This is a genomic window from Zobellia uliginosa (assembly GCF_018860745.1).
GTDB classification, from domain to species: domain Bacteria; phylum Bacteroidota; class Bacteroidia; order Flavobacteriales; family Flavobacteriaceae; genus Zobellia; species Zobellia uliginosa_B.
In genome coordinates this window covers 567,276-593,551 of sequence record NZ_JAHKPY010000014.1, presented here as the reverse complement: position 1 = coordinate 593,551, position 26,276 = coordinate 567,276, and the positions used below count along the sequence as shown (strand labels likewise).

22 protein-coding genes are annotated in these 26,276 nt (G+C 38.2%); 9 read left to right on the top strand and 13 right to left on the bottom strand.

The window, feature by feature from the left end; translation table 11 throughout:
• Positions 1-3: 3 nt before the first annotated feature.
• On the bottom strand, positions 4-3,402 hold the full coding sequence (gene ileS, locus KO521_RS17480) for an isoleucine--tRNA ligase (RefSeq protein ID WP_215941195.1): 3,399 nt from the start codon (positions 3,400-3,402) through the stop codon (positions 4-6).
• A gap of 189 nt (positions 3,403-3,591) precedes the next feature.
• Between ileS and KO521_RS17475 the strand changes: the two genes are divergently transcribed.
• Complete coding sequence (locus KO521_RS17475; RefSeq protein ID WP_215941194.1) at positions 3,592-4,032, top strand: hypothetical protein; 441 nt, start codon at positions 3,592-3,594, stop codon at positions 4,030-4,032.
• A gap of 76 nt (positions 4,033-4,108) precedes the next feature.
• Here the strand turns inward: KO521_RS17475 and KO521_RS17470 are convergent, their stop codons facing one another.
• The 4 genes from KO521_RS17470 to KO521_RS17455 all read right to left on the bottom strand — a co-directional run bounded on the left by KO521_RS17470 (position 4,109) and on the right by KO521_RS17455 (position 9,958).
• A complete protein-coding gene (locus tag KO521_RS17470; protein ID WP_215941193.1) occupies positions 4,109-6,520 on the bottom strand; it encodes a TonB-dependent receptor in 2,412 nt (803 codons plus the stop codon).
• Between the two features lies 1 nt (position 6,521).
• Complete coding sequence (gene recO, locus KO521_RS17465) at positions 6,522-7,241, bottom strand: DNA repair protein RecO (protein WP_215941192.1); 720 nt, start codon at positions 7,239-7,241, stop codon at positions 6,522-6,524.
• 128 nt (positions 7,242-7,369) lie between these two features.
• Positions 7,370-8,713 carry an NADP-specific glutamate dehydrogenase gene (gene gdhA, locus KO521_RS17460; RefSeq protein WP_215941191.1) on the bottom strand — a complete coding sequence of 448 codons (1,344 nt, stop codon included), beginning with the start codon at positions 8,711-8,713 and terminating at the stop codon, positions 7,370-7,372.
• A gap of 90 nt (positions 8,714-8,803) precedes the next feature.
• Complete coding sequence (locus KO521_RS17455) at positions 8,804-9,958, bottom strand: cystathionine gamma-synthase (RefSeq protein ID WP_215941190.1); 1,155 nt, start codon at positions 9,956-9,958, stop codon at positions 8,804-8,806.
• A gap of 86 nt (positions 9,959-10,044) precedes the next feature.
• Between KO521_RS17455 and KO521_RS17450 the strand changes: the two genes are divergently transcribed.
• Complete coding sequence (locus tag KO521_RS17450) at positions 10,045-10,785, top strand: DUF3298 and DUF4163 domain-containing protein (RefSeq protein ID WP_215941189.1); 741 nt, start codon at positions 10,045-10,047, stop codon at positions 10,783-10,785.
• A 1-nt stretch (position 10,786) separates the two neighbouring features.
• Here KO521_RS17450 and KO521_RS17445 read toward each other — a convergent pair whose 3' ends face one another.
• Positions 10,787-11,248, bottom strand: coding sequence for a DinB family protein (locus KO521_RS17445; protein ID WP_215941188.1), 462 nt, complete (start codon positions 11,246-11,248; stop codon positions 10,787-10,789).
• Between the two features lie 86 nt (positions 11,249-11,334).
• Between KO521_RS17445 and KO521_RS17440 the strand changes: the two genes are divergently transcribed.
• On the top strand, positions 11,335-11,688 hold the full coding sequence (locus tag KO521_RS17440; protein WP_215941187.1) for an arsenate reductase family protein: 354 nt from the start codon (positions 11,335-11,337) through the stop codon (positions 11,686-11,688).
• The gene (locus KO521_RS17435; RefSeq protein WP_215941186.1) at positions 11,685-12,587 is read left to right on the top strand and encodes a DMT family transporter; all 903 of its coding nucleotides are present in this window, start codon (positions 11,685-11,687) and stop codon (positions 12,585-12,587) included. The genes KO521_RS17440 and KO521_RS17435 overlap by 4 nt, the downstream gene beginning before the upstream one ends.
• Here KO521_RS17435 and KO521_RS17430 read toward each other — a convergent pair.
• Positions 12,562-13,038 (bottom strand): acyl-CoA thioesterase, encoded by a 477-nt coding sequence (locus KO521_RS17430; RefSeq protein WP_215941185.1) that lies wholly within the window; start codon positions 13,036-13,038, stop codon positions 12,562-12,564. The two genes, KO521_RS17435 and KO521_RS17430, sit on opposite strands and share 26 nt — an antisense overlap.
• A 123-nt stretch (positions 13,039-13,161) precedes the next feature.
• On the opposite strand from KO521_RS17430, the gene KO521_RS17425 reads away from it, so the two are divergent.
• On the top strand, positions 13,162-14,136 hold the full coding sequence (locus KO521_RS17425; protein WP_215941184.1) for an NAD(P)H-dependent flavin oxidoreductase: 975 nt from the start codon (positions 13,162-13,164) through the stop codon (positions 14,134-14,136).
• Between the two features lie 71 nt (positions 14,137-14,207).
• Here the strand turns inward: KO521_RS17425 and KO521_RS17420 are convergent, their stop codons facing one another.
• Together KO521_RS17420 and KO521_RS17415 are read right to left on the bottom strand one after the other, a co-directional pair.
• Entirely contained in the window at positions 14,208-15,866 is a 1,659-nt protein-coding gene (locus KO521_RS17420) for an FAD-dependent oxidoreductase (protein WP_215941183.1), read from the bottom strand.
• A gap of 3 nt (positions 15,867-15,869) precedes the next feature.
• On the bottom strand, positions 15,870-16,145 hold the full coding sequence (locus tag KO521_RS17415; RefSeq protein WP_215941182.1) for a UBP-type zinc finger domain-containing protein: 276 nt from the start codon (positions 16,143-16,145) through the stop codon (positions 15,870-15,872).
• 111 nt (positions 16,146-16,256) lie between these two features.
• Between KO521_RS17415 and KO521_RS17410 the strand changes: the two genes are divergently transcribed.
• The 3 genes from KO521_RS17410 (at position 16,257) to KO521_RS17400 (ending at position 19,001) form a co-directional block, all read left to right on the top strand.
• Positions 16,257-17,219 carry a YheT family hydrolase gene (locus KO521_RS17410; protein ID WP_215941181.1) on the top strand — a complete coding sequence of 321 codons (963 nt, stop codon included), beginning with the start codon at positions 16,257-16,259 and terminating at the stop codon, positions 17,217-17,219.
• A gap of 73 nt (positions 17,220-17,292) precedes the next feature.
• A complete protein-coding gene (locus tag KO521_RS17405; protein ID WP_215941180.1) occupies positions 17,293-17,778 on the top strand; it encodes a c-type cytochrome in 486 nt (161 codons plus the stop codon).
• A 107-nt stretch (positions 17,779-17,885) separates the two neighbouring features.
• Positions 17,886-19,001, top strand: coding sequence for a glycoside hydrolase family 88/105 protein (locus tag KO521_RS17400; RefSeq protein WP_215941179.1), 1,116 nt, complete (start codon positions 17,886-17,888; stop codon positions 18,999-19,001).
• A gap of 41 nt (positions 19,002-19,042) precedes the next feature.
• Here the strand turns inward: KO521_RS17400 and KO521_RS17395 are convergent, their stop codons facing one another.
• Both KO521_RS17395 and KO521_RS17390 read right to left on the bottom strand, forming a co-directional pair.
• A complete protein-coding gene (locus KO521_RS17395) occupies positions 19,043-20,626 on the bottom strand; it encodes a SulP family inorganic anion transporter (protein WP_215941178.1) in 1,584 nt (527 codons plus the stop codon).
• A 226-nt stretch (positions 20,627-20,852) separates the two neighbouring features.
• Positions 20,853-21,764 (bottom strand): nicotinic acid mononucleotide adenyltransferase, encoded by a 912-nt coding sequence (locus KO521_RS17390; RefSeq protein ID WP_215941177.1) that lies wholly within the window; start codon positions 21,762-21,764, stop codon positions 20,853-20,855.
• A gap of 174 nt (positions 21,765-21,938) precedes the next feature.
• On the opposite strand from KO521_RS17390, the gene KO521_RS17385 reads away from it, so the two are divergent.
• Positions 21,939-22,934 (top strand): NAD(P)H-dependent glycerol-3-phosphate dehydrogenase, encoded by a 996-nt coding sequence (locus KO521_RS17385; protein WP_215941176.1) that lies wholly within the window; start codon positions 21,939-21,941, stop codon positions 22,932-22,934.
• Between the two features lie 97 nt (positions 22,935-23,031).
• Here KO521_RS17385 and KO521_RS17380 read toward each other — a convergent pair whose 3' ends face one another.
• Together KO521_RS17380 and glpK are read right to left on the bottom strand one after the other, a co-directional pair.
• Positions 23,032-24,699, bottom strand: coding sequence for a glycerol-3-phosphate dehydrogenase/oxidase (locus KO521_RS17380; protein WP_215941175.1), 1,668 nt, complete (start codon positions 24,697-24,699; stop codon positions 23,032-23,034).
• 37 nt (positions 24,700-24,736) lie between these two features.
• A complete protein-coding gene (glpK, locus tag KO521_RS17375; RefSeq protein WP_215941174.1) occupies positions 24,737-26,218 on the bottom strand; it encodes a glycerol kinase GlpK in 1,482 nt (493 codons plus the stop codon).
• Positions 26,219-26,276: the final 58 nt, after the last annotated feature.

Below are 26,276 nucleotides of genomic sequence, written 5' to 3'. Positions count from 1 at the left end.
GTATTAATGTTTTTCAATAAATAATTTAGTGTTCACCTCGTCAAAAGAAATTTCGGCTCCTTTCTCCAATTTTTCCTCTAAAACTAATTCTGCTGTTAAGGTTTCGGTTTTTATATAATCTAAATTATTCGATACCGCTTTTTCAACAAAACCATCTTTTAGAATCTTAACGTCAATTCTATCTGTCACTTCAAATCCAGAATCTTTTCTTATGTTCTGAATTCTATTTACAAGTTCCCTAGCTATACCCTCTTCTCTTAAATCTTCGTTTATGGTTACATCCAAGGCTACTGTAATAGCTCCCGAACTCGCAACCAACCAACCTTCAATATCTTGAGAGGCTATCTCTACGTCTTGCAATTGTAATGTAATAATTTTATCGTCAATATCAAGAGAAATTTCGCCCTCCTGTTCAATTTTTTGGATATCCTCTTGCCCTAGCTGACCAACAGCTTGAGCAATTTTTTTCATATCCTTCCCAAATTTAGGGCCCAAAACCTTGAAATTAGGTTTAATCTGCTTCACTAGAATACCGGAAGCATCATCTAACAATTCTATTTCTTTGACATTAACCTCTGACATGATTAAATCTGCAACTGCTTCTATCTCATGCTTCTGTTTTTCATCTAAAACAGGTATCATCACTTTCTGTAGTGGCTGTCGTACCTTTATTTTTTCTTTCTGACGGATAGAAAGTACCAAAGACGAAATAGTCTGGGCTTTTTCCATCTTACTTTCCAAATCTTTATCTACAATTGCCTCATTATAAACGGGAAATTTCGCCAAATGTACAGATTCAAAAGCCTCTGTATGAGTCGTATTTGTTAAATCTTTATAAAGTCTATCCATAAAGAATGGAGCCACGGGAGCCGATAATTTAGCCACAGCCTCTAGACAAGTATAAAGTGTTTGGTAGGCGGATATTTTATCTTTCTCATAACTTCCTTTCCAGAAACGTCTTCTACACAAGCGCACATACCAGTTACTTAAATTCTCTTGAACATAGTCTGAAATAGCTCGTGTTGCTTTGGTAGGTTCATAATCTGCATACGCTTCGTCTACCGTTTTGATCAAGGAATGAAGCTCGGATAAAATCCACCTGTCAATTTCCGGTCTTTCGTTCAATGGAATCTCTTTTTCCGAATAATCAAATTCATCGATATTGGCGTATAAGCCGAAAAAAGAATACGTATTGTAAAGTGTACCGAAGAACTTTCGTTTTACTTCCACAATACCTTCCGTATCAAACTTTAAGTTATCCCAAGGGTTGGCATTACTGATCATATACCACCTTGTAGCATCTGCTCCATGCTCGTTCATCGTTTCAAAAGGATCAACGGCATTGCCTAAACGTTTAGACATTTTCTTACCGTCCTTATCTAAAACGAGTCCATTGGAAACTACATTTTTATATGCAACAGAATCAAAGACCATAGTTGCAATTGCATGCAAGGTATAGAACCAACCACGTGTTTGATCAACGCCTTCCGCTATGAAATCCGCAGGAAATGTTTTTCCCTCATCTATCAATTCTTTATTTTCAAACGGGTAATGCCATTGAGCGTAAGGCATAGAACCACTATCGAACCAAACATCGATAAGATCACTCTCACGTTTCATTGGTTTTCCCGACGCGGAAACTAAAGTAATTTGATCAACAATATTTTTATGTAGATCTATTTTATCATAGTTCTCATCAGACATATCATCCACAATGAAGTCCGCATAAATATCTTTTTCCAACACTCCAACTTCAACTGCCTTAGCCATTTCTGACTTTAGCTCTGCAACAGAACCAATGATTATTTCTTCTTTACCGTCTTCCGTTCTCCAAATTGGTAATGGAATACCCCAATAACGCGATCTAGAAAGGTTCCAATCATTAGCGTTTGCCAACCAATTACCAAATCTACCTTCACCAGTTGCTTTTGGTTTCCAGTTTATGGTTTGGTTCAATTCAAACATTTTATCCTTTACATCCGTCACTTTAATAAACCAAGAATCTAATGGATAATATAATATCGGTTTATCCGTACGCCAACAGTTAGGGTAACTGTGCACATACTTCTCTACCTTAAAAGCTTTATTCTCTTCTTTTAATTTAATGGCAATTTCAACATCTATAGAACGCTCTGGAGCTTCACCATCATCATAGTATTCATTCTTAACATACTTTCCTCCCAGTTCTTTCAACTCAGGTCTGAACTTTCCTTGCAAATCAACCAAAGGAACTAAATTTGCATTTTCATCCAACACTAACATTGGCGGAATTTCTGGAACTGCCTGCTTGGCAACAAAAGCATCATCTGCACCAAAAGTTGGCGCGGTATGAACAATACCTGTACCATCTTCTGTAGTTACAAAATCACCTGCAATTATTCTAAAAGCGTTTTCTGCATTTTCATAGGGCAGTACATAATCCATTAACTGCTCATACCTAATACCTAATAAATCTTTTCCTTTAAATTCTTTTACAACATAGAAAGGAATTTTTTTATCGCCAGACTTATATTCTAACAACTCTGACTTTCCTGAAACCTCTGTGAACTTACCTGAGAATTGTTTCCCTACCAAATTCTTGGCAAGAACTACATTCATTGGCTCAAAAGTATACTGATTATAAGATTCGACTAAAACATAATCTATTTTAGGACCAACAGTCAACGCCGTATTAGAAGGTAAAGTCCACGGAGTGGTCGTCCAAGCCAAAAAGTAAACGGTGCCTTCATTCTGCAAAAAATCAGGTAATGTTTCTTCTACCGCTTTAAACTGAGCGGTTACCGTAGTATCGGTAACATCTTGATAAGTCCCTGGTTGATTTAGCTCATGAGAACTTAATCCGGTACCAGCTTTTGGGGAATATGGTTGTATGGTATATCCCTTATAAATTAAATCTTTAGAATAAATCTGTTTTAGCAACCACCATACCGTCTCCATGTATTTGGATTTGTATGTGATATATGGATCTTCCATATCTACCCAATACCCAACTTGTTCGGTCATAGAATTCCAAACATCGGTATACCTCATTACCGCTTTTTTACAAGCAGCATTATATTCTTCAACCGAAATTTTAACTCCGATATCCTCTTTGGTTATGCCCAATTTTTTCTCAACACCCAGTTCAATGGGTAAGCCGTGGGTATCCCATCCAGCCTTCCGTTTTACCTGAAAACCTTTCATTGTCTTATACCTAGGAAAAATATCCTTAATGGTACGTGCCATAACGTGATGTATACCTGGCATACCGTTTGCTGACGGAGGACCCTCGTAAAACACATAGCTAGGTTTACCCTCTCTAGAGGTAACACTTTTCTCAAATATTTGGTTTTGTTTCCAGTAATCAAGTATATCCTCGGCTACTTTGGGCAAATCCAATCCTTTATATTCCGCAAACTTCATAATAAGTGGCTCTACTGCATTAATTTAAGGCTGCAAAATTAGGGATTTTTACCCAAATTAAATCGATTTGACAGAATTGAAATACGGGAAGAAAAACAAGATTGTAAGAAAATGTTAAAATATAGCGTCCAAAACAATGTTTCTTACGTATATTTAAAAAAATTAAACAAAACTATTAAACACAAAATCATGAAAAAAGTAATTTTAAGTGCCGTTTTGATGCTTGCTTTAAGTATCTCTTTCGTTTCTTGTAGAGAAGCTGCCGACAAAGCAAAGAGTGCTACCGATGAAGCTGGTGCTGCCATGGAGCAGGCTGGTGAAGATGCTAAGGAAATGGGGTCTGACGCCATGGACAAAGCACAAGAAGCGGGTAACGAAGCTATGGACAAAGCTGCTGAAGCAGGTGAAGACATCAAGGCCGGTGCGGAAGAAGCTGCTGGCGATTTAAAGGCTAAGGCCGAAGCTGCAGGCGACGATATCAAAGCTAAAGCTAATGAAGCTGCTAGTGACATTAAAGAAGGTGCCAATGATGCTGCCAATAAAGCAAAAGACGCTGCTAACAAAGCAGGTGACGATGCCAAAGGTGCTGCAAATGGTGCTCTTGATAAAGCAAAATCTGCTGTTAACTAATTTTAAGTTACATATAGTATAACGAAAAACCCCGGCCTATGGCCAGGGTTTTTTTATTTAAAATTCCTAAGTCACATTAAAACCTATACCCTACACCTAGAACAACATTAATACCCGGAGCAGAAATTCCCGAAGAATAGGAACGATAGCGTTGATCGGTAATATTTTCTAGATTCAAAGAAACCTTGAATGCATTTGTAAGTTCATAATGAGAACGCACATTTAGCGTATACCAAGAAGGTGAATAAGGGTTTCCTTCACTATCTAACGCATAAATATATTCCTTGCTTCGTTCTGAAGTAGCTAAATCATAAAAAGGAATCTCTCCGTTATAGTTCACGAACACATCTGTTTTCATCCTTTGGTTTTTATAAATTACATGTAAATCGCCAAAAGTGGGAGAAACATGCCGTCCTGGAGATTCCGTACCATCTTCTTCCTCTTCTATACCTTCTGTAATAGTCAAATTAGAAACTATAGATAGATTATCCGTAAGAAAAGCTTCGGCCCCAAATTCAAAACCATAAACAAAAGCCTTTGCCGCATTCTGTATGGCCTGTACGTTACTTAATTCGCCATTATAAACAATCTCACTTTCCGCATCAAACAAATAATCCCTTCGCACTAAAGCATCAACCAGATACGTATAAAACGCGGCACTTTTAAAAACCAACTTATCATTAAAGTTCTTGGAGACGCCTAGTTCAATATTATAAGCATATTCAGGTTCCAAATCAGGGTTTGGAACCACTACCGCGCCAGGTTCCGAATCGAATATTTTACCCACATCATCTATATTGGGAGCCCTAAAACCTGTTGAACTATTTAAGGTAATCTGTAAATCAGCTTTTGGAAACCAACTAAAACCCAAACTTCCCGTTAAGGCACCGTTATTAAGATTGGCATCATCAAAAGGAAATGGATAATAGGTTTTATCAAAATCGGCATCTATCCAAACATGACTATATCTAAGTCCTGAAAGTATCGTAAAATTGGGTTTGGCCTTGTACTCTCCGTTTACATAACCCGCTAAGGTTTGCCAAGTAGCCCCGTCTGGGTATCTAGAAGCCGTACCTGATACCAGATTAGTCTCAATATTTTCTTGACTACCCAAAGAACCTACTTTGTTAAAAATATACTCACCTCCGTAATACAAGCGCAGATTGCCTATCTTCTTATTTTCAAAGTCAATATTCGTAGAAATCGCATCTACTTTCTCTTTTGTTGTATACCGAAGTATATCTTGAAAAGACCTGTCATTTCGGCTTTCTTCAAAATGTTGATAAGCAGTTGTTATTTTCAATCCCTCGTAAAAAATACCTTTACCCCTTTTGTTTAACTGCAGATTACTCATAAACCATTTTTGTGGGCCATAGAACCACTCCGCAGAACGAAGTCCGTCTCCTGCTTTGTTTGGCCGTATCAAACGGTCATATCTAGCATAATCGGAAGTTTCAGAATAATGAAGACCCAAATCGTAGTGCCAAGAATTATTTGGTTTGAATGCTATTTTTTGCATCAAATTAAACTGGTTATACCCTGTAGGAGTCTGTTTTTTTGGATTCTCATTCTCTACCAGGAAATCGGTTCCGTTAACCGTTGATACATATTGGTTTCTTAAATAGGAACCAGGTCCATGAGAACCCATGCTCAGGTCATCAAAGCTGTTGTACGAAGCACTGGTCAGAAAGGCCCATTTCTTTTTACCTAAATTAAAATCTAAGTGAAATGTATTTTCTGTATTGACCGTAGCAAAACGATAACTTGCATTTCCGGAAAACAATAAGTTGTTCGTATTTGAAAACTCAGCTTTTTTCGTATAAAAATTCATCACTCCCCCAATAGCATCACTTCCATAAATAACAGAACCGGGGCCAAATATTATCTCCGTACTTTTTATGGAGTACGGATCAATAGATATTACATTCTGTAGATTTCCACCTCTAAATATAGCATTGTTCATACGTACTCCATCTACCGATAACAACAAACGGTTGGTAGCAAAGCCTCTGATCATAGGGCTGCCGCCACCTAGTTGACTTTTTTGAACAAATACCTTACCACTATTCTGCAACAGGTCTGCTGATGTTTGCGGACTTGAAAATTCTATATCCTTAGCACCTATAACTGTTATTTTATTGGGAATATCCTTTTTTTGCTGCTCCCATTTAGAAACAGACATAACCACTTCATCCAACTCTTCTGCTTTCATAACCAAATAAAACCGGCTATCATGCCTAAGAATTGAACCTTTGGTACTTTTCCTTGATTGGTAACTGAGATGACGGAAAGTAATGCGTTCTTCCTTTCCAAAAATCTTTAAATCAACCTTTCCATCAAAATCCGTTAAGGCAGTTTTTGTATGGTCAGAATTATAAATAGCGACATTACCAACGGGTTCACGCGTATCTACATCCAAAACCGTGATTTGTTGGGCAAATCCGACGTGAAAGCACAGAAAAACAAGTAAAAACAGAACTTTGTTCATACTAACTAAATACTTCGTTTAAGATGGCAAGGGATTTTGGCTTTCTAAATCCTTGTAAATGCAACTCGTAGAACAGTACTAATGATTTTAAAAGTTCTTGACGGTTGCTTTTATTCATTTTGATATGATGTATCTCATCAAAATTTATGCCCAAGAAGGTTTTGAAGTAGTCAAGATTTTCTCCACTTAAAATAGGATTCAATGAAAGTGTATGGGTAAACTCACCTTCCAGCAAGTCAAAATAGCCTGCCTGAATCTCATTCGTATCCGGATAAAAACCTAAATACCGGGTTAGGCGCACCAAAAAATAGATATGAAAATTAGAGATATCACTTTGCGCATCAAGCCATTGCAATGAAGCTTCTATGAACTCAAAAAGTGTTTTGTTGGATTCTTCTTCATGAATACTATTTGCTAACATTTCAGCAAGAAACAAGGTCATTGCATTCTTAGAAATATCCGAGTGCAATGTTTGATAAGGATAATTTATTTTTGCCTCTTTTATACTTTCTAAAGCTCCTTTATTCTTGTGATTAGCAACAATTTCAAGCTGAGTTAAAGGCTGGAAATAAGCCGTTTTCAATTTTCCTTTTTTGGAAGCCAAAACACCACGCAGTAAATAAGATTTTGCACCTTCAGATTCCGTAAAGGCCTTTACAATTAAACTTGTATCGCCGTATTTAAGAGATGTAAGAACTATGGCCTTTGTAGTTACCTGCATGTACAAGATTAGGTTTGTAACAAAGATAACTTTAAATAGGAAGTGATTAAAGATTAGCCATTAGAGAATAAAAAAAAGACCTGCAACCTTAGAAGCTACAGGTCTTACCATTATGTAGGTTGATGTTTTTATATTACACCTTGTGCTAACATGGCATCGGCAACTTTAACGAATCCCGCAATATTTGCGCCTTTTACGTAATTGCAATAGCCATCTTCCTCTTTTCCGTACTCAATACAAGAGTCATGAATATCTTCCATAATATCGCGAAGCCTCTCATCTACCTCTTCTCTTGTCCAACTAATACGTAATGAGTTTTGCGACATTTCAAGACCGGAGGTGGCAACACCACCAGCATTGGAAGCCTTACCCGGAGCAAATAAGATCTTTCCTTCATGGAATGCATGAACTGCATCTGTATCACAGGGCATATTTGCGCCCTCTACCACGCACATGCAACCATTGGCCATTAACATTTTTGCGTCGTTGACCAATAATTCGTTTTGGGTAGCACATGGTAATGCAATATCACATTTTACTTCCCAAGGAGTTTTACCCTTATGGTATTCCGAGTTTTTATACTTTTCAGTATATTCAGAAATTCTACCACGCTTATTGTTTTTCAAATCCATAACGAAAGCCAGCTTTTCCGCATCAATACCCTCTGAATCATAAATGTATCCTCCAGAATCAGATAAAGTTACTACCTTACCTCCTAGTTGTAAAACTTTCTCAGCCGCATATTGAGCCACGTTACCCGAACCTGAAATAACAACAGTTTTTCCCTTAAAAGTATCGTTCTTTGTTTTCAGCATACTTTGTGCAAAATATACCGTTCCGTATCCCGTTGCTTCCGGCCGAATTTTAGAACCACCCCAAGAAAGGCCCTTACCAGTTAAAACACCGGTAAATTCATTTCTGATTTTTTTATACATCCCAAATAGAAATCCAATTTCACGAGCACCTACTCCTATGTCTCCCGCAGGTACATCTGTATTAGGGCCAATATGGCGACAAAGCTCTAGCATAAATGCATGACAAAAACGCATGACTTCATCATGCGATTTTCCTTTTGGGTCAAAATCCGACCCTCCTTTTCCTCCACCCATAGGCAGAGTGGTAAGGCTGTTTTTAAAAACCTGTTCAAAGGCCAAGAACTTTAAAATACTGGCATTGACAGATGGATGGAACCGCAAACCACCCTTATATGGACCAATAGCTGAATTCATCTGAATACGGTAGCCTCTATTTACATGAATCTCTCCTTCATCATCTACCCAGGCAACCCTAAAAGAAATAAGCCTTTCCGGCTCAACCATTCGTAGTAAGATATTCTTACCATTATATATTTCATTCTTTGCGATATATGGAATTACCGTCTCAGCAACTTCTTGTACCGCTTGAATGAACTCGGGCTCATGCCCGTTTCTCATTTTGACTTCATCCATGAAGTCCTTAATCTTAATATCCATAACGAGATTTTTGTTGAATTTTGATTATAACGACAAAATTATGTTATTTATATAACTAAAACATCCTTTTTTTAAAAATCCACTAAAATTTTAGTCGATTGCCTGTTTTAAGTCGTTTATAAGATCCTCTACATCTTCAATACCAACACTTAAGCGTATTAGTGCATCTACAACTCCGATTTTCTCCCTTTCTTCCTTTGGAATACTCGCGTGGGTCATACTGGCAGGATGTCCCGCAAGACTTTCTACACCTCCCAAAGATTCGGCCAAGGTAAATATCTGTAACTTCTCTACAAATTTAATGGCATCTTCATAACTGGCACCTTTGGTTACAAAAGAAATCATACCTCCATAACCGCTCATTTGACTTTTGGCGATTTCATGGTTGGGGTGACTTTCAAAACCGGGCCAATACACTTTCTCTATTTTGGTATGACTTGCCAAATAGTTAGCAATAGCGGCTCCATTCTCACAATGACGTTCCATACGTACATGAAGCGTTTTTATACCTCGCAATACCAAAAAACTATCCATAGGACCACAAATAGCCCCACTTGCATTTTGAATAAAGTATAGCTCTTCCGCCAACCCTTTGTCTTTCACAATTAATGCTCCGGCAACCACATCACTATGTCCCCCTAAATATTTTGTTGCAGAATGCATTACAATATCCGCACCTAAATCTAACGGCGTCTGTAAATAGGGCGTAGCAAACGTATTATCTACGGCCATTAGCACCTCATGCTTTTTAGCCAATTGAGCAATTGCCTTTATATCAATAATGTTCATCATTGGGTTCGTAGGAGTCTCTACCCAAATCAATTTTGTTCTGCTGTTGATTGCCGGTTCAATAGCTTGGGCATCCTGCATATCCACGAAAACAAATTTTATCCCGAATTTTTCGAACACTTTTTTAAATAACCTATACGTTCCGCCGTACAAATCGTTTGTAGAAACCACTTCATCACCCGGGTTCAACAATTTAATTACAGCATCCATAGCAGCAATTCCGCTTGCAAAGGCCATACCATGAGTTCCGTTTTCAATACTTGCCAAAGAATCTTCTAGAGCCGTTCTGGTAGGATTGGCACTTCTAGAGTATGCGTAGCCTTTATGACCGCCCGGTGTGGTCTGTGCATAAGTAGATGTTTGATAAATAGGAGGCATTACTGCACCATAAGCAGCATCTGGCTTTTGACCTCCGTGAATGGTCTTACTATTAAATTTTAACGTTTTTTCGCTCATTTTTTATAATTATTCGTATAAATCTATCGTTATCTTTGATATTGGATAATCCAGTATGGTCTGCCTCACCCCAATGAACTACCTATATGAGAACCCAAGTTACCTATATCATTTTGCTTTTAGCCCTTGTAGGATGTCAAAAAGAAAACAAGCTAACATTTGAGACCGTTAGTCTTGACGAGACTCGTTGTTCCGAATGTCCGAACGTGGGGATAAACGTTCCTAAGGCTCTTGAAAATTCTAAGATAGCTACTACTATTAATACTGCTATTGATGAAGAAATCATAGAAACCTTGAACTATGACGATGAATTAGAGGCTACATCCATCAAGGATGCTGTTGAATCCTTTAGCAATGGATATTGGGAGCTCAAAAAGTTGTACCCAGAGGAAGCGATAGGCTGGGAAGCGAATATAGAGGGTAAAGTTACCTATGAAGATGATAATTTTATCACCCTTGAGCTTAACTCCTATATTTTTACGGGAGGTGCGCATGGGTATAGCTCACGACATTTCTTGAACTTTGACAAGAAAAAAGGCAAGGAACTGGAGAATTGGGAAATTTTTAAAGACCGTAAAGATTTTGAAAAGTTTGCTGAACAGAAATTCAGAAACCAAGAAAAAATCCCCTTAGACGGTCCAATCAACAGCACTGGTTTTATGTTTGAGCGCGATTTATTTTACCTTCCCGAAAACATTGGGTTTACCGAGGAAGGCATAAAGTTGCTCTACAACCCTTATGAGGTTGCTTCATATGCAGACGGCCCCATAGTTTTGACACTGCCTTTCACAGATATCAAACCTTATTTGGTAAAGAGTAAATCCTAGTTTATTTCGCCACAATTTTAAGTAAGGCAATAATTGCCCCCATGTGTAAACCTTCGTGATAAGCGGTAAAGGCTACGGCTTCCTCAACCGAGGTTAATGTAACACCGGCACTGGTAGTATATTCCGTATACTCCTGAAAAAGTCCGGCCTCATAGTCCTCTACGAGCCATTCCAAAGTAGAAATAAGAAAATCTGCAATAATCATCATTTCCTCTTTAGTTGCTGTACCGTCCGGTTTGGTTCCTTTACTGAACTTTACAACGAATTCATCCGGAACCCTCATTTGTAAATTGCTGAACTTATACGCCAAAACTTGCGGAGTAACCAACGTATGCGCAATATTCCACCAGATATTATTATTAAAACCCTTGGGAATCTCAAGTAGCTGCTCCTTGGGAGTTTCTTCTAAGATTTTATACAATCGTTTTCTATTCTGTAAAATAACATCAAAAAGTTTTTCCAAAGCGTATTTATTTTAAAGTGGCGCTCAAAAATAGTACAATTGAACTGAATTGGGTTTCTTTGCAAAGTGAATTAATGTTAAGAAATATGAAAAAGATTTACCACCTCAGTACCTGTGATACCTGCAAAAGGATACTTAAAGAACTGCAACCTTTGGATGGGGTAACTCTTCAAGATATTAAAACAGAGGCCATAACGGTTGAACAGCTTGAGCAAATGGAAAAACTTGCTGGCAGCTATGAATCCCTTTTTAGCAAAAGAGCTAGGCTTTATAGAGAAATGGGGCTACATGAAAAACAATCTTCAGAAGCTGAGTTGAAAGATTTGATTCTAAATCATTATACTTTTTTGAAAAGACCGGTTATCATTATAAATGACCAAATATTCGTAGGTAACAGTAAAAAAGTGGTGGAGGCCGCAAAACAGGCTCTACACCATTGAGTAGACGAACACTAGCCATATTAGCAGCAATAGGGGCAACCATAATTTACGCACTTAACCACACTATTGCAAAAGGGGTGATGCCCAACCATGTGCAACCTTTTGGTTTTATTATGCTTCGGGTTATTGGCGCTTCCATACTATTTTGGAGTATTTCTTTTTTTGGACCAAAAGAAAAAATAGAAAGAAAAGACTATCTCAGAATGTTTGTTTGCGCCCTCTTGGGTATGGGTTTTAATATGTTGGTTTTCTTTAAAGGACTATCGCTATCTACTCCTATTAATAGTGCCGTTTTAATAACTACAACGCCAATTATCGTAGTTCTACTTTCCGCAGTCCTGATAAAGGAAAAAATCATACCTAAAAAGATAGTGGGCATTTTAATCGGACTTTTAGGTGCTCTAGGCCTTATATTCTTTGGAAGTGAGACAAGACAAGACGCTCCCAACATTCCACTGGGTAATTTTCTCATTTTTATGAATTCCGTATTTTATGGATCTTACCTTATTGGCGCTAAAACTTTGATTGCAAAGTACCATCCTTTTACCTTTATGAAATGGTTGTTTACCATGGGTATACTTATTTGCTTGCCATTTGGGTATCATGAATTTCTAGCCATAGACTGGTCCAATCTTCCTTTTGAAGCTTTGTGGAAAATTGCATTCGTAGTTTTAGGAACTACATTTTGCACCTACCTGTTCAATATATTTGCCCTCACACAGCTAAAGGCATCCACATTAAGTGCGTTCGTGTACATTCAGCCATTGTTAGGTATTCTTTTTGCAGTAGCCACAGGACAGGATAACCTTACTACGCTTAAAATCATAGCGGGTTGCCTGGTATTTCTAGGAGTTTATTTGGCCAGTAAAAAACCTAAACCAAATCCTTTGGAGCCTTAGCGAACTTTCTAGTATCTGCTTTACTCAACACGCTATAACCTTCAGGTTTTTCAACATCATTAAACTTAGCTAAAAGGTCATCGGTCAAACCAGTTAGTTTCCTGGTTTTTAAATTCATCCAAGCACCCATCATTTCGCAATGCGCAAAATTTCGTCCTTTGTAATCGTAAAAATTATGGTGAAACTTAAAAAACTTTCCATCTTCACTCATACCCATCACTTGCATAGAAACTTTTACAGGTCTGCCGGGAAAAATTTCCTTGAAATAATACATATGCTCGTAAAAAACAACCGGACCCATCTCCTTTTCCATAAGAATGTCGTGGCCAAAACCTATTTCTGCTAAATAGGTTATTCGGGTGTGGCTCATAAAATTAACATAGGCAGAGTTGGCCAAATGACGGTTCGCGTCAACATCGCTCCAACGTATTTCAAAGCTCTTTAGATACATATTTCACGAATTAATTTATTATGCATGCATAATAATATGCAAAAATACCATAGTTTTGATAAACAGAGGAATTCCACATTAAAATTTAAAAGCTATTTTTAATTGTTTCTAAAAACAGATGATATGAGCACTAAGCCTTCCTTTATAAATGAATTGGCATTACCCGCTATTGCAGCCCCAATGTTCTTAATATCAGGCCCCAAATTGGTTACTGAATGTTGTAAAAACGGTATTGTGGGAACTTTTCCGGCACTGAACCAACGCACTAGTGAAGGTTTTGAAGAATGGCTAATTGAAATAAAAACAGAACTGGATAAATTTGAAAAGGAAACAGGCAAGAAACCTGCACCTTTTGGCGTAAATCTTATCGTACACCCAACTAATCCAAGACTTGAAGCAGATATAAAGCTCTGTGTAAAACATAAAGTGCCTATTATAATTACTTCTTTAGGTGCGGTTTCCATGGTAGTAGATGCTATTCATAGTTATGGCGGACTAGTATTTCACGACATTATCAAAAAACGCCATGCAGAAAAAGCTCAGGAAGCTGGTGTGGATGGATTAATCTTAGTTGCTGCAGGCGCAGGTGGCCATGCAGGTACTATTAACCCTATGACTTTAGTTGCCGAAGTAAAGAAGTTTTTCCATAAAACAATTATTCTTTCAGGCTGTATTAGTACGGGTCGTGACATTGCTTCGGCATTACAAATGGGAGCGGATTTAGCGTATATGGGCACGCGCTTCATTAACACAGACGAAAGTAAAGCATCTGACGAATACAAAAAAATGATTATTGATGCAGGGGCAAATGATGTGGTGTATACCGCTTCTATTTCCGGTGTTCATGCCAATTTCTTGGGTGCTAGCTTAAAAGCAGCTGGAATAACCGAGGAAGATCTTAAAAAGGACACAAAGATTGACTTTGGTAAGGAGCTCGATACCGAAGCAAAAGCTTGGAAAACTATCTGGTCTGCCGGACAAGGTTCCGCCATGATCGATAATTCTGTTCCTGTAGCCGAACTTATTTCCGATTTAAAAGCCGAGTTTAAATCGGCTATTGAAAATCAGATAATGGTTCTAGAAAAATATCCGAAGTAAAAACATTCTGTAAAAATGTCGTCACCAGTATTATTTTTCATAAGGTTAATAATGACGACATTTTTTAATTTTTATGCTTGCATACTTGCTTCTGAAGCTCTTAATTCGCCCAAGAACTGATGTACTTGACTAACGGCCATTGAACCTTCTCCTACAGCGGAAGCTACCCTTTTTACAGAACCCTTACGAACATCGCCTACAGCAAAGAATCCCGGTATACTGGTTTCCAAAGACTGCGGTTTTCGTTTCGTGTAAATATTGCACATATGAAGGTCTTCTTTATTAATGCCCGGACCTGTACAAACAAATCCTTTTTCATCTGTTGCCACGACACCTTCTAGCCATTCCGTACATGGTTTTGCACCAATAAAGGTAAACAGATTTGTAATGTTCATTTTGGTTTTCTTACCCTCACTGGTCTCCAAAAGAAGAGATTCCAAATGGTGCTCTCCATACAATTCCGTTACTTGAGAATGTAACTGCACATGTATATTTGGTGCCGCCACAATACGCTGGACCAAGTAATCGCTCATTTTTGAGCCCAAATCTCCTCCCCTAAGCACAACATGCACCTCTTTGGCATAATCGGCAAGAAATAATGCTGCTTGCCCAGCGGAGTTCCCTCCACCAACAACACCAACCAATTCGCTTTTACAAGCCGAAGCATTCATACCCGTAGCCGAATAATAAACTCCACTACCCTCGTATTTCTCAATCGTATCAATAGGTAATTGACGATAATTTGCTCCCGTAGCAGCCATGAGAGACTTTGCCTTAATTACTTTTCCGTTAGTGGCAGAAAGGATAAAATGAGTTCCTGTGTGTTCAATCTTTTCCGCCCTGTGCGGAATAGAGATATTACACCCAAATTTTTGAGCCTGAACATAAGCGCGGTTGGCCAAATCATGTCCGGAAATTCCCGTGGGGAAACCCAAATAATTCTCAATTTTTGAGCTTTTACCTGCCTGCCCGCCTGGCGCACTACTATCTATGGTTACAACGCTTAAGCCTTCGGAAGCCGCATAAACACTAGCCGCCAAACCAGAAGGACCTGCACCTATAACCAATAGATCAAATATCTTATCTTCAAAATCCATTAAAACGCCAGAGAAGCGTGCCACCTCGTCCAATGTTGGTTTCATATGCAACTGACCGCCGTTACATATCATAAGGGGCAAGTCGTTATCAGAGAGGTCAAAGTTGTTAAGCAAATCCTTGGCTTCATTTGTTTGGTCTACATCCAAAAAGTTATACCAGATGTAATTCTTGTCCATGAAATCCCGAATAGCATACGCTTCTTTTGAATTACCGGATCCCACTAGTTTAATACCGCCTACGTATTCATTCAAAATAGTATCTTGACGCTGTAAAAAAGCGTTAAGCAACAAATCGCTTAAATTGCTATACTTGGCAATGGCTTCTTTTAACTTGGTAGGCGTAATTCTTAAAAGCTTAGAACCTGCCTTAGCAACTGCCCTGAATTGAGCTCCACGATCGGAAAGCATTCCACTATCTCCCGAAAATTCACTTTTACCATGAACCACTATTATTTTCTTATCGTTATTTGGGTCCAAGACCGCTATTTCGCCTTCTAGAACAACAAAAAAATCATATTTCAATTCTGCCAACTCAAATATTACGGTATCTTCTGTATACGATTCCACCTTACCATATTCTTTTAATATATTGATATGGCTTTGCGGTAACTCCGGAAATCTAGGATCGTTCATAATTTAGTATCTAGCTATTAGTTCATCAGGATAGCACCAAAGCCATCTCTCTTCTGGTTCTGCACTGCTAATTACGGGGTGGCCGCTAGATTGTGCGTGTTTACTAGCATGTTGATTGGGAGAACTATCACAACATAGGGTTGTTCCACAAGTTTGGCAAGTACGCAAATGAACCCAGCTATCGCCAATTTTTATACATTCCTCACATTCGTAAACCTGATTTTGCTTTACTTCAGTGATGGCGTCTAAATGCCTACATTTTCGTGCTATTTTTGACATGGCTAAATTTACAATAAAGATTAACATGGGTAATCATTCAAATAGCATCATTTTTTGAGAGTGGTTATAGCCTATAATTCAACCTGTTTCGTTCATAAATACTAGTTTCAAATGCCTATACTTCCTTCTGATTACAATCCTAATTTTATATTCAAAAACGGACATCTATCTACCGTATATTCCGGTCTATTTAGACGAATAGAAGGGCTGGAACAACAAAGAGAACGGCTAGAACTTGAGGATGGTGATTTCATGGATTTGGATTGGAGCTATGCAAAAACCAAATCAGAAAAGGTAATTATTTTACTGCATGGCCTTGAGGGAAACGCGCAACGCCCCTACATAACGGGAAGCGCAAAAGCCTTTAACTTGGATGGAGTTGACGCCTGTGCCGTTAATTTTAGAGGATGCAGCGGAGAAACCAATCGCCTTTTTCGCTCCTACCATTCCGGTGCAACTGAAGATTTGGATGCAGTGGTGCAACATATTCTAGAAAAGCAAGAATATTCTGAAATCTATATAAAAGGAGTAAGCTTGGGCGGGAATATGGCTTTAAAATATACTGGTGAAGATCGTATACTACCTCCTGAACTAAAAGCAGTAATAGGCATTTCCGTTCCTTGCAACCTTCATAGTTCACTTAAAGAACTAATGTCCGCCAAAAACTACCTCTATGCAAAGCGATTTAAAAATCACTTGGTAGCAAAACTCTATCCAAAACAAAAAATGTTTCCAGATAACCTATCAACAAATGATATAGACCAGATCAAAACCTTAAAGGATTTTGATGATATCTATACAAGCAGGGCCCACGGCTTCAAAAATGCAATTGATTACTATGAACAGTGTAGCTGCCGTCAATTCTTACCCAAGATTAAAGTACCAACACTTATAGTAAATGCAAAGAACGATTCATTTCTGGGCGAAGAATGTTATCCTTATACCGAAGCCAAGGAAAATTCAAATCTGTATTTTAAAGTTCCCGATTTTGGTGGTCACGTGGGCTTTGTAGCGCCTTCTAACCTATATTACTCAGAAAAAACAGCAATTAAATTTGTGCAAGACATGGTTTAAATTTAGTGAATCGTTATATTAGCGACGCAAATAAAAGCCGCACTAAAGGCTTGAACATTGAAAAAGGCATAAGATGAAAAAATTATTGAGCGTATTAGCACTTGGTGCTTTACTTGCCAGCTGTGGCGAAGAGAAAAAAGAAGAAAAAAAGGGTGGTTTTGAAATGAACAGAACTAAAACCGAAACCAAAGCGGTAGAAGCCAAATCCGAAGGTGTACCCGTAGACATGGATAACCAAGGTGTTGGACCCTACAAAGATATTTCTTTTGACGCGGATATCGATACTGAAATGGCAGCTGCGGGCGAAGCAAAATTCAAGGCCGTTTGTACTGCTTGTCATATGGTAGACAAACGTTTAATTGGCCCAGCCTTAAAAGGTGTTTATGAAAGAAGAAGTCCATCATGGGTTATGAACATGATTGCCAACCCTGACAAAATGCTTAAAGAAGATCCAATTGCAAAAGCGTTACTTAAGGAATATAATAATGCTATTATGCTAAATCAGAATCTTTCTGAGGAAGACACTAGAGCTGTTGCAGAGTACCTGCGCACACTTTAGTAGCATCAATTTTATATCAATATGTCGTTATCCTATTAAAAAATAAGGTGACGGCATATTTTTTTTGAATATATTAGTAGTTCTCATTTCACTTAAACTCTATTATTTTGAAATCAATTTTACGTTTTTCTCTTGTCATCCTTGTTTTTTCGTGTACGAACACGTCTTTTTCTCAAAAGATAAAACCAAAAAAAGTTAAAGAAAATATGCAACGCGTTGCCGATTGGCAAATTAAAAATTTCAAAGAGCTTTATAGCAATCGTAAACAGCCGCATCACCCGTTAGATTGGACAAATGCAGCGCTTTATGTAGGTATGGTAAAATGGGCCGCTATGGCAGACGATGATGCGTATTATGAATGGTTGAAAAACATAGGCGAAGAAAATGAATGGCAACTGTACAAACGAAAATATCATGCAGATGATCATGCCGTAGGGCAGATGTATGTTGAACTTTTCCGAAAATATGGAGATGAAAGAATGATTGCCCCTACCAAGGAACAATTTAATTTTATCATGTATCATCCTTCGTTGAGCTCTTTGGAATGGGAAACACCATATCACCAAGATCGCTGGAACTGGTGTGATGCCCTTTTCATGTCACCTCCTGTATGGGCTAAGTTGTACAAAGAAACAGGGGAGAAAAAGTATCTAGACTTTATGGTCGGTGAATTTAAGGCTTCAACGGATTTTCTTTTTGATAAAGACGAAAATCTTTACTACAGGGATGAACGCTATTTTAGTCAGCTGGACAATGGCACAAAAATCTTTTGGTCTAGAGGAAATGGCTGGGTTTTTGCCGGTCTCACCAATATTATGAACGAACTAGACCCGCAAAGCGAAGGCTACAAATACTTCTTGGATATCTATACCAAAATGGCCGAAAAAATACTCAAAATACAAACTCCAGAAGGACATTGGGCCATGAGCCTTTTAGGACTGGACTTTTACCCAACAACAGAAACGAGCGGTTCATCATTTTATGTTTACGGATTGGCATGGGGTATAAACCATGGTATTTTAGACAAGGCCACTTATGAGCCTGCGGTAAAAAAAGGCTGGAATGCAATGGTAGGACACGTTACCAAAGACGGCATGTTAGGCTATGTACAACCAATTGGTGCCGCACCAGGTAAAGCTTGGCCGGACAAAACCGAAGTATACGGCACAGGGGCTTTTCTAAGCGCTGGTTCTGAGGTTTACAAACTTTACGGTGGAGAATAACAGCATTACAAATGAGTAAAGGCCTTACTCACATCTTTAGCCTAAGCATTCGCTTTATCAACTGCTACTTTGTAAGTAGGGTCTTCTAAGACATTTACATCAATAATATCAACAGCATTTTCTAAAAGGCGAATGCAATCTTTACTTAAGTGACGTAAATGTACTTTTTTACCGGCTTTTGCGTAGCGTTCCGTAATTTTATTCAGTGCTTCTATACCGGACATATCCGCTACACGGCTTTCTTTAAAGTCGATTATAACTTCTTTTGGGTCGTTCTGAATATCAAATTTCTCAGCAAACAAGGTAGTTGAGCCAAAAAATAACGGTCCGTATATTTCATAATGTTTCACGCCATTGTCATCTGTGAATTTTCTTGCTCTAATACGTTTTGCATTTTCCCAAGAGTATGCCAATGCAGAAATCACAACACCTAATAGAACAGCAATAGCAAGGTTGTGCGTAATAGCTGTAATCAACGTTACTAAGACCATAACCACAACATCCGACTTCGGCATTTTTCCAAAAGTCTTGAAGCTAGCCCATTCAAAAGTACCGATGGCAACCATAAACATCAAGCCTACCAAAGCCGCCATAGGCAATTGCTCGATTAGGCTAGAACCGAACATTATGAATACTAAAAGCATTACGGCTGCAGTAATACCGGACAAACGCGCTCTTGCACCCGAAGATGTATTAATTAAACTCTGTCCGATCATAGCACAACCACCCATACCAGATAAGAATCCGGATAGGATATTCGCTGTACCCTGAGCTACACATTCTTTGTTACCACTACCGCGGGTATCCGTAATTTCATCAATAATATTCAATGTCAACAAGCTCTCGATCAGACCAACACCAGCAACAATTGCGGCGTAAGGAAATATAATACTCAATGTTTTAAGCGTCATTGGCAACTGAGGTATGGACAATGGAGGAAAACCACCTTTAATGGTTTCACCTGGCCCCATAGTATCCGCAACTGTTAACGTATCTACACCAAAACCAATAACGATTCCTGAAACAACGATAATAGCGAGCAAAGAAGAAGGTATAGCTTTAGTCAACTTAGGAAAACCCCATATAATCAACATTGTTAAAAGCGTGAGCCCCAACATAATGTACATAGGTGACCCTGTTAATAAATCTTCTGTTCCCTTTTGATAGAAATTAGGAAATTGCGCCATAAAAATAATGATGGCCAACCCATTTACAAATCCGAACATTACGGGATGCGGTACCAAACGAATAAATTTACCTAGCCTAAGCACACCGGCCAATATCTGTAGTACACCCGCAATAATCACGGTCGCAAAGACATAATTCAATATCGTTTCTGGTTCAATACCAGGAAAAGTGCGCTTTAATTCTAAGATAAGTCCAACAAAAATAACTGCAACGGCACCCGTAGCTCCGGATATCATACCAGGGCGACCCCCTAAAATAGAGGTTACCAAACAAAGTATAAACGCAGCGTACAAACCTGTTAAGGGAGAAAAACCCGGAATGAGGGCAAACGCAATAGCTTCAGGAACCAAAGCCAAGGCTACAGTTAGGCCGGAAAGAATCTCGGTCTTATAATCCACCTTTTGCTTAAAATCGAACAAATTAAGATACTTCTTCACGACATTGGGATTTTAAGCGGGCAAAAATAAGTCAAAATACCCTATAAGCCATAGACTTAGAGATTAAATGCATTTCAAAATATACTTAAACAGTTATCTGTAAACCAGAAAGTTACCTATAATCCATTATTTTGAAAATTATAACGCGCAATTAAGAGATAAAAAAAACCGCCCCAAGCATTGCTGCCCAGGGCGATTTCTAACTAAATAACCAACCAAAAAACGTTTATATATCTCTACTTCTTTTCACATTCATAATGGGATTAGAAGTCTTTTTTCTCTTTTTTTCTACTGTGCCCTTTCCGGCTTTTAAGTACTCTTGATATCCTTTTCCCCGAAACTCATATACTGTTTTACTACTTGGGTGATAAAGCTCAATTGTGCTCTCATTAATAACGTACAATTCAAAGTAATCATTGCTCGATGAACGGTACGCCAGTGTTAAAGTTTTAAGCGTTTCATCGGCTGCTGTGTCATACACCGAGTAATCTCCTTCAAAATCCCACTTAAGGTTTACCAGAGGTGTTCCTACTGGGTCAATAGACGACCTAAAGAAGGTAGGTTGAAACTGTAAAAAGTTCTCATTATCAAACTCATTTAACGCTCCCTCAAGACTTGTATAGGTTTTTTCCCAAGCATCATATTCCTGTAAAAAGTAATTTATGTTCTCATAGAACAACATGTCATAATCAAAATTCCCTATATCATATCCTTTTAAATAATATGAAGTATCCGAACGGGCATCATATAATTCTATAGTATTCCCATTTACGGCAAAAACATCTAAAAACCATTGTCCATCTATATCATGATCAATGTCTACAGCACCACGAACCGTATCATAATACCCTATATCTATACCAAAACCGTTTCCGGTCTTACCTATACCTACAATGTTATTGTTAGCATATAATGTGCCTCTATTAAAAGAGATGGTAAATGCCCTTTGGATAAAAGGAACTTCACCGTGTCCCCTAGTTGCGTTTATATCTACATACCAAAGGTCATAGGAGTGCAATACTTGGCTCGTATTATATACTGGCTCATCTATAAATTCATCTTCTACAATAACCTCAGTATAGCACGAGGTCATTAAAGTGGCTATCAAAATGGAAGTTAAAAGTAGTTTTGTCTTCATAATACTGGTGTTGTGATTCTTACAACATAAAACAAGCACCATGCCATTATTCTTAACGTGCTATTAATCAGACCTTAAGGTTTAAATTTATAAATTAACTAATTTTGTACCGAGCGAAACTCCAATACCGATAATCAACCACTTAATAGTAAGTAAGCCATTTATTTTAGCGCTATGAACCAAAAATTTACAGTATTAGGCGGCGGAAGCTGGGCCACGGCCATTGTTAAAATGCTCTGTGTAAACCAAGAAAAAGTAGGTTGGTACATGCGGAACTCAGATGCCGTGGGTTTTATCAACATTCAAAAACACAATCCAAATTATTTAACCTCGGTTACTTTTGATACGAATCAATTAGAGTTAACGGATGATATTAACAAGGCCGTTAGCAATTCCGATATATTAATATTTGCAATTCCATCTGCATTTGTTGGTGGAGAATTGAAGAAAATAAAAACATCGTTAAAGGATAAAATTGTTTTTTCCGCAATAAAAGGTATTGTTCCTGAAACCGGATTGATTGTTGGCGAGCATTTTCATGAGACTTATGGTATTCCTTTTGAGAATATTGGGGTAATTACAGGTCCATGCCATGCAGAAGAAGTTGCACTAGAGCGTTTGTCATACCTTACTATTGCTTGTGCAGATACGGAAAAAGCTGAATATGTTGCAAAAAATTTAAGTAGCGATTATATAAAAACTAAAGTCACTAATGATATTATAGGAACAGAATATGCAGCAATGCTTAAAAACATTTATGCAATTGCTGCAGGTATTGCCCATGGATTGGGTTATGGAGATAATTTCCAAAGCGTGCTGATGAGCAACGCCATCCGTGAGATGAAACGTTACACCAAACGTATTCATAAAATAGATCGCAATATTAATGAATCTGCCTATCTAGGTGATTTATTGGTTACTGGGTATTCTACTTTTAGTCGCAACCGTATGTTTGGTAATATGATAGGGAAAGGGTATACCGTAAAAAGCGCTCAAATGGAAATGCGTATGGTAGCCGAAGGTTATTATGCCGCCAAAAGTGCCTATGAAATAAAATCAAAGTTTAAAAAGAAGGTGAAAGTCCCAATTATTGATGCCGTATATGCTGTACTTTATGAAGATAAAAGTGCTAAAAAAGTATTTAAGGCCCTAACGGATAAGCTGGACTAACCTATGAGTATAGAAAAAATAAAATCGGCCCGTTTCTTTGGATAACGGACCGATTTCTCACTCAACATAATTACTTTAAATATCTTCCCTAACTTACCTATATTCTGTCTAGCGTAAAGTTGGAGTGTTCGTCTAATTCTTTCATTAAAATTTCTCTCCATTGAGAAACCTGTTCATCATCAACGGAAAAAATAGATTTAAATTCTTCTAGGATAGGTTCCATTAACAAACGAACGCTATCAATATCAAAATATAATCTACCTGTTCTTCTAATAAAGAAGTCCATTGGATTTTGAACCATTTCATAATCAATACCAAAATGAAGTTCGGCTTTTGCCATACGAACGTACTTGTCAGTATCCTTTAAAACCGCATAATCATCAAGAATCATTTCGGTTTGCTTACCGTAGTTGGTAACTAAGAACCATGCATCATGTTTGGAGAAACCTTCGGGCTTAATGCGACTATAAACTTCGGAAATATACTTTTCTACATGCTTAAATTTCTTGAAGTCCACATTACCACATAAGAATATCTTTTCCGTAAAACAATCTTTTAGCTCAGTACCATCTTCCTCTTCCATTTTCTTGGCTATACGGTCCACAACCCTTTCTGCCATTTTACGATAACCCGTAAGCTTACCTCCCGCAATACTAATAAGACCCGTATCTGAAGTGAAAATTTCATCTTTTCTAGATAGCTCAGAAGCAGATTTACCTTCTTCATGAATTAATGGACGTAAACCTGCCCAAGAAGAAACAATATCCTCCATTTCTAAATTAATACTAGGAAACATATTGTTTACCGCAGAAATAAGATAGATAGCATCCGCCAAATCTGTACGAACATTATCCTTGTCCTTATTAAAATTGGTATCTGTTGTACCTACATAGGTTATTTTTCCACGCGGAATGGCAAACATCATTCTACCATCTGGAACATCAAAATATACCGATTGTTTTATTGGCAATTTTTCTTTTGGAAATACCAAATGAACCCCTTTGGTTAAATGCAACTGTTTTCCCTTTTTGGAATTGTTAGTGCTTCTTAGCTCATCTACCCATGGGCCAGCTGCACTTATAACATATTTGGACTTAATACTGAATGTAGCACCACTAACACCGTCTTTCACCTTAACCCCAGCCACTTTATCATCTACATAAATAAAATCTTCCACAGAAGCGTAATTCAATGCCTGGGCACCAAACAATAAACTGGATTTGATATTCTCGATTGTTAAACGCGCATCATCTGTACGGTACTCTGCATAGTATCCAGCACCTTTTACTATTTTTTTAGGAAGTAAAGGTTCTAACTTCATAGCCTCTTTCTTCTCTAACATCTTACGTTTGTCCTCTCCGGTAACCTGTGCCAAAATATCATACACCTTTAACCCAATGGATGTTAACCATTTTCCGTACGAACCGTTTTCGATAAGGGGCAACAACATTTTTTCCGGAAGTACTAAGTGCGGCGCCAACTTGTGAACGATTGCCCGCTCTGACCCTACTTCTTTCACCAACCAAAAATCAAATTGCTTTAAGTAACGCAACCCACCATGAATTAGTTTGGTGGATTTACTACTGGTACCAGATGCAAAGTCGCCTTTTTCAACTAAGGCCACTTTCAATCCGCGTGAAGCTGCATCCAAAGCAATTCCACCGCCAGTAATACCACCACCAATCACAACCAAATCGTATGTGTCATTGGTTAAATCCTGTATTGTTTTTGCTCTATCTAAATTTGAGAACCTTATATTTTTCATAGGTCTATATCTTTCTATGTACAGTTTTCACTATTCCTTATTTATCATCCCATCCTTTGGTGCGCTCAACGGCCTGTTTCCATTTTTTATACAGACGTTTGCGTTTTACACGATCAAAGGTAGGCTTAAAGATTCTGTTCATTGGTCTGTTTTGATCAACATCTTCCTGTTTCCAAAGCCCTACTTGAATACCTGCTAAAAATGCAGCTCCCATTGCCGTAGATTCTATTACTTCCGGGCGATGCACCTCTGAATCTAAAATATCTGCCTGAAATTGCATTAGGTGGTTATTGGCACAAGCCCCACCATCTACTCTAAGGTTTGCCAACTGAATCTCAGAATCATCTTCCATGGCTTTTAAAATGTCTTTTGTCTGATATGCCAAAGACTCTAAAGTAGCTTTTGCCAAGTGTGCCTTACCTGTATCTCTCGTGAGTCCGAATACCGCCCCTCTAGCATACATATCCCAATAAGGGGCTCCTAGACCAGCAAAAGCAGGAACCACGTAGACAGGGTTTTCACCCTCTACAGAATCCGCCAAGGCTTCAGTTTCTTTAGCATCTGTAATGAGTTCCAACCCGTCGCGAAGCCATTGTATAGCAGCTCCCGCAATAAAAATACTGCCCTCTAGGGCATAGTTTACTTTTCCGTCTAATCCGTAAGCAATAGTGGTAAGCAATCCGTTTTTCGAAAACTGAGGTGTTTCCCCAGTGTTCATCAACATAAAACAGCCCGTTCCATAAGTATTCTTTGCGGTTCCCTTTTTAAAACAACCTTGACCGAAAAGTGCTGCTTGTTGATCTCCGGCAATTCCTGCAATGGGTATTTTCTTTCCATTAATTTCGCAATCACCAAAATGATGTGCAGATGGTTTTACTTCTGGCAACATCAGTTTAGGTATCCCAAGTGCCTTAAGCATCTTATCATCCCATTTTAAGTTTACGATATCATAAATCATAGTACGAGATGCATTCGTATAATCCGTTACATGATTTGCGCCATTGGTCATATTCCATACCAACCAAGTATCTACAGTTCCCATAAGCAAATCGCCATTTTCAGCTTTTGCACGGGCTCCTTCAACATTATCTAAAATCCATTTTACCTTAGTTCCAGAAAAATAGGAATCAATTACAAGCCCAGTAGTTTGACGAACATGTTCCGTTAATCCGGTCTTCTTTAAATGCTCACAAATATCTGCCGTACGTTTATCCTGCCAAACAATGGCATTGTAAACCGGTTCACCGGTAGTTTTATCCCAAACCATTGTAGTTTCACGTTGGTTGGTAATACCTATTGCTTGAATATCATTAATATCAACTTTTTCTTTTTTCAACAATTCTTCCAAAACGCCCAATTGTGTCTCCAAAATCTCCTTGGGGTCATGTTCTACCCAACCTGATTTTGGAAAAATCTGTTTGAACTCTTTTTGGACCATACCTTGTATCTGGCCATCTTCATTAACGAGCAAAGCCCGAGAACTAGTTGTACCTTGATCTAACGATATTATGTATTTCATAAAATTAGGGTTTAAGGCTTAAACCACACAAAGTAGCATAGTGTAGCACAGCAAATAT